Annotated in this window: 3 protein-coding genes and 1 pseudogene; all 4 read right to left on the bottom strand. The window is 67.2% G+C overall.

Annotated features, from left to right (window positions below):
• Positions 1-726: 726 nt before the first annotated feature.
• Positions 727-1,722 carry an IS110 family RNA-guided transposase gene (locus VFW69_RS19920; RefSeq protein WP_526503787.1) on the bottom strand — a complete coding sequence of 332 codons (996 nt, stop codon included), beginning with the start codon at positions 1,720-1,722 and terminating at the stop codon, positions 727-729.
• Between the two features lie 123 nt (positions 1,723-1,845).
• On the bottom strand, positions 1,846-3,087 hold the full coding sequence (locus VFW69_RS19925) for an IS110 family RNA-guided transposase (RefSeq protein WP_526503783.1): 1,242 nt from the start codon (positions 3,085-3,087) through the stop codon (positions 1,846-1,848).
• 506 nt (positions 3,088-3,593) lie between these two features.
• Positions 3,594-4,070: a relaxase domain-containing protein gene (locus tag VFW69_RS19930; protein WP_526503785.1), complete on the bottom strand. Its 477-nt coding sequence runs from the start codon at positions 4,068-4,070 to the stop codon at positions 3,594-3,596.
• Between the two features lie 246 nt (positions 4,071-4,316).
• Positions 4,317-4,621 (bottom strand): annotated as a pseudogene (locus tag VFW69_RS19935) (NAD(P)/FAD-dependent oxidoreductase); the annotation flags it as partial.

Genomic DNA, 4,621 nt, shown 5'->3' on the forward strand with positions numbered 1-4,621 from the left:
GGCGACTCTCCGGTCAGTGATCTCCTGCACCGTGACTAAGTCTGAGCACGAGCGCCTGACCAAGTTCGACGACACCTGTGCGGGCTGGGATCGTTACATAGCCGCACGCATCGACGTCTACGACTTGGCGACCGGCATTCCGTTCATCCAAGACGGCCAATACGCCTGAGCCGCCATACATATCAATCTGCGCGGATAACATTCTGCGGCAAAACTGCCGCCCAGTGCCCCAGATCGAGCCCTCTTTGTTGTCATTCCTGAAGGAGCGGGGCCGGTCAAGTCCCGTTGTGGTTGTTGTGTTGGTCGTTGTTTGGCCGTTGTTCGCCGTGGTTTGGGCGCGCCGCGTGAGGCGTCGGTGTCCAGGGTCGGCCGGTAGGCCGACCGCGTAGCGGCCGAAGGCCCTGGACGCTGGCGCCGCGGGGTGCATGCTGTGTGGGCGGACAGACGGTGATGTTTAGCCGTTGGGTGTGGGTGTCGGCTCCATCGCCGAGGTCACTCGGCATTGGGACAGCGGTGGTGGCTGTCGGTCATTCCTTCGCTGCGCGGGGCGGCATGGAGGTGTTCGACGGGTGCGGCCGGGTGGGGTCATTCAAGTGGGCGACCACGCCGGTGGGCTGGGGGTCAGACACAAACGCGACCTGCGCCCGGCCGCGGTTCGGGCCGACCAATCCCAGGCCGGGGGTCAGACAACAAATCGACCTGCGCTCGGTCCGTTCTTCGGGTGGCTCATGCTGCAGCGGGGGTGAGGGCGCGTCGGCAGGTGCCGTCGCGCAGGGCGTAGTAGACGCATTCGATCAGTTCACGGGCGGCGGCGACGTTGCCGATGTTGCGGCCGCGGCGCGCGGCGATGCGGTCGCGGTAGCCGCCGATGTAAGTGTGTTTGCCGACTCGCTGGACGGCCTCGACCGCGGCCCAGCGGACCAGCCGGCTGCCCTGCTTGCTGATCCGGCCGCGATGCACGGTGGTGTCGGACTCGTAATGCCTGGGGGTGAGTCCGGCCCAGCTGGCCAGCTTGGCGGGTGCGGGGAAGCGGGTGATGTCACCGATCTCGGTGACGAATACCGCGGCCAGGATCGGGCCGACACCGGGCAGGGTTTGCACCGCGGTGTAGCCGGAGTGGTTAGCCAGCTGCCTCGCGGTGGTCTTGGCGACCTGGTCGATCTGGGTGTCGAAGGTGTCTATCAGCTGCAGTAAGGAGTCGACCCGGGCGCGGGCCGCCGCAGACAACGCAGCCCGTTCGAGCAGCATGCTGCCCTGCACACCGAACAGGTCGCTGACCGGCACACAGACCCCGTGGTTGGCCAGCACCGCATGCACCTGGCAGCGCAGGCTGGTGCGCAGGTGCACCAGCTTGGCGCGGTGCCGCACCAGCTCCCGCAGCTCCCGGGTGGCCGGCGGGGCGATCCATGCTTCGGGCAGCCGCTTCATGCGCAGCAGATCGGCAAGGTCCGCGGCGTCGCGTTCGTCGTTCTTCACCCGCCGGTAGGAGAAGCCTTTCACCCCGAGCGGGTGGGCCAGATGCACGCAGCCGCCCAGCTCGGCCAGCGCGTCGACCGCCCAATACCAGCCATACGTGGCTTCCAGCACCACCTCCGGGTCTTCTCCGGCGCGGGCCATTACCGCGGCCAGCTGCTCGCGGTCGTTGACGATGCGCACCGTCTCCAGCCGCTCGCCCGCCTCGGTCATCCGCACCAACACCGAACGGCGCCGATGCAGATCCATGCCGACGTACTGCCGACCGTCGTAGTCTTCGCTCACAGGGGCCTCCTTCGTCGAGATGGACGTGAGCACCCCGATGATCACTCGGGAGTCCACGAGGAGCGGAGGCCCCGCTCCTTCATGCCATCAAGCTGCGGCGGCTGAGTTGCTGGTGTCGGTAATGGGGAACGCGGTGTGCTCGTTGTAGAGGGTCTTGGTTTGCAGGCAGTGGTGCAGGATGCCGATCATGCGGTTGAACAGGTTGCGTTGGGCGGCGTTGTGGCGGTCGCCGGCGGCTTTGCGCCGGTCGTAGTGGGCGCGGGCGCCGGGTGAGGCGGTGAGCGCGGCGAAGGCCCAGACGTAGCCGACGCTGGCGAGGCGTTGGTTCTTGACCCGGCGGTGCATGACGGTCAGGCTTTTGCCGCTGGCGCGGGTGACGGGCGCGGCTCCGGCGTAGGCCTTCAATGCCCGTGCGTCGGCGAAGCGGGATCGGTCATCGCCGATCTCGGCGAGTACCCGGGCGCCGGTGAGGGATCCGAGTCCTGGCAGGCTGGTGATGATCTCGGCGTCCGGGTGTCGATCAAACTGCTTGCTCGCGGCCTCGGCTAACTCTTCGGCGTTGGCGCAGGCCGCGTCGAGCATCCGCAGCAGCGCTAGGGCTTGCCGCCCGAAGGCCTTCTCCACCGAGGGCAGCTGCCGCAGTTGCGGGGTGCGCAGCGCGGCCTGGATGCGGGCGGCCTCGGCCTCGAGGCCGCGCTGCCGTCCGGCGCGTTTGAGCAGCGCCCGCAGCTGCGGCTTGGTCAGCGCTGCTGCGGCGGCGGGGGTGGGTGCGGCGGCGAGGACCGCCCGGGCTTCTGGGCGCAGTATCCCGTCGCGTTTGTCGGCGAAGGCGGCCAGGATGCCGGGGTAGTACTCGCGCAGCAGCGAGCGGAGTTTGTTGTGTGCGCAGGTCCGTTCCCAGACCGCGTCTTGTTGCGCGCGGGCCAGCACGGCGATCGCCTGCACCAGTTCGGTGTCGGCCGGCAACGGCCGGTGCGCGGCCAGGTCGGTGCGCAGGACGTGCGCGAGCACCATGGCATCTCCGGCGTCGGACTTCTTGCCCGCGACCGAATGCCGGTCGCGGTAGCGGGACACGGCCATCGGGTTGATCGCGAACACCTTCCGCCCGGTGGCACGCAGGCACGCGACGAGCAGCCCGCGGCTGGTCTCGATCGCCACCGGGATCGGGGCTTCGGCGCTGTCCCCGGCCTCAGCCAATGACTCAAGCAGCAGCGCGAATCCCTCCGTGTCGTCGCCTATACGGCGTTTGGCGACCTGCTTCCCGTCGGCGTCGATGATGGCCACGTCGTGGTGGTCTTCGGCCCAGTCGATACCGCAGAACACTGTCAAGATCTCGATCCTCCGTTCTTCGTAAGCGTTGTGGCTTGGTCGCGAGCCTGGGCCGGGTACGCAGCTCCCTAATGGCAGGGCTCGAGGCCCGACATCCCACCAGCCGTTCGTGACCCCAGCGCACCGGCACGGCCCTCGGTCTGTCACGGAGCTCGGCGCTCGCGTCGAAGCAAGAAGTGATCCGCACCAGTGGCTCGAACCACGAAGATGATCAACAGTCACGAAGCTGGTAGCGAGCAGCGACACGCTGTTAGTAGGTGCGGGCGTCGGGAGGAGGCCGGTCTCCCGAAAGGGCTCGACAGCCACGGGTGTAGTGAAGGCCTCGACCCGACAGCCGCATCGGCGCTGGTGGCGCCAGCTCGCTCCGCGCCGGTCTTCATCAAGGACTCACTGGCGCCGGAGCGGGGAAGGCGCGGAGCTGGATTGAGAGTAGGTCTCGCGATCTTGACCAAGGGTTCAACGACCCGGTCGTTCCTGGGCGATGACCTGGGCTGCTCATATGCCCATTAGGTGTAGTGCCGCACCGTCACCGCCTCCAACGCCTCGACCGGGACGGCGACCTGCGCCCCGCGCGGCCCGACCCGGGTGGTGGCGTGCTGACCGAGCCAGCCGATGAGCTGCCCCGCAGCGCGGTCTTGCGCGGCCTCGTACGTGGCCGCGAGCTCCGGGTGCAACTCCGCCGCGAGCGACCACGACTTCGGCCCGTTCACCACGATCTCAACGAACCGCACCGCTGACGCGTCGGCCCGCAACCGGCCGCGCGGTTGACCGGTCTCGGGATCGACGCCGGCGACCCACGCCTCGTACCCATCGCCCGGGAGCGGCGCGAGCTCGACGACAGATCCGTCGGGACCGGTCACGAACCGCCGAGCGATGCCGGTGCCCTCGGTGAGGTAGTAATCATCGGCGCGGGATCGGTCGGCGTCCAGGTAGTTCCGGGCAGCCGCCGCGGTCCCGCGATATACCTTCACCCCACCGTGCATTTACTCAACCATTCCGAATAACAGCCAATAACATCCAACAATGCATTTCTCGCTTTACCGAGCGCATTCTTCGGCTACCTATTTGGTAGCATGTGTGCCGCATTGAGTAAAGGCTTGGAAATTGTCAGTTATTCGTGGTTGCCGTTGGTAATAGATATTCTGCGTCATTGGAAGGTTGTGGAGAATTCGGGGACGACGGTCTTATGGGTAGACCCGCACAAAGGCGAGGCGTGGCTGGTGGAAACGAGGGGTCTCGGCGCGGCCCAGGCCTGGCAGCGGTCGGAAGATCAGCTGCTGGTCAATGCCGGCGGTTCCGCCGCTGACGGCACCGCCGTGCAGGTTGGCGTCCGCGGCTTGCAAGTCGAGTGGCGCTTGGACGGTGCGGGCGAGGATGCGGCTTCCAAAACCGGGAGCGTTGCGTTTCCACGAGCGATTAGATGAGCTCGACGTGGCTGCTCATGTCGTCAGCACTGAGGTGGACTCCTTCGGGGACGTGGGTGTACGCCCACGCCGATTCTGTCCCGGCCGGGGAACGGGTCGGATCGGATGTC

Origin of the sequence: Mycobacterium sp. (assembly GCF_036273375.1) — a bacterium.
GTDB lineage: Bacteria > Actinomycetota > Actinomycetes > Mycobacteriales > Mycobacteriaceae > Mycobacterium.

Coding starts and splice junctions, on each gene's coding strand:
- VFW69_RS19930 (WP_526503785.1), bottom strand. CDS start 4,070: ATGCACGGTGGGGTGAAGGTATATCGCGGGACCGCGGCGGCTGCCCGG.
- VFW69_RS19920 (WP_526503787.1), bottom strand. CDS start 1,722: ATGGATCTGCATCGGCGCCGTTCGGTGTTGGTGCGGATGACCGAGGCG.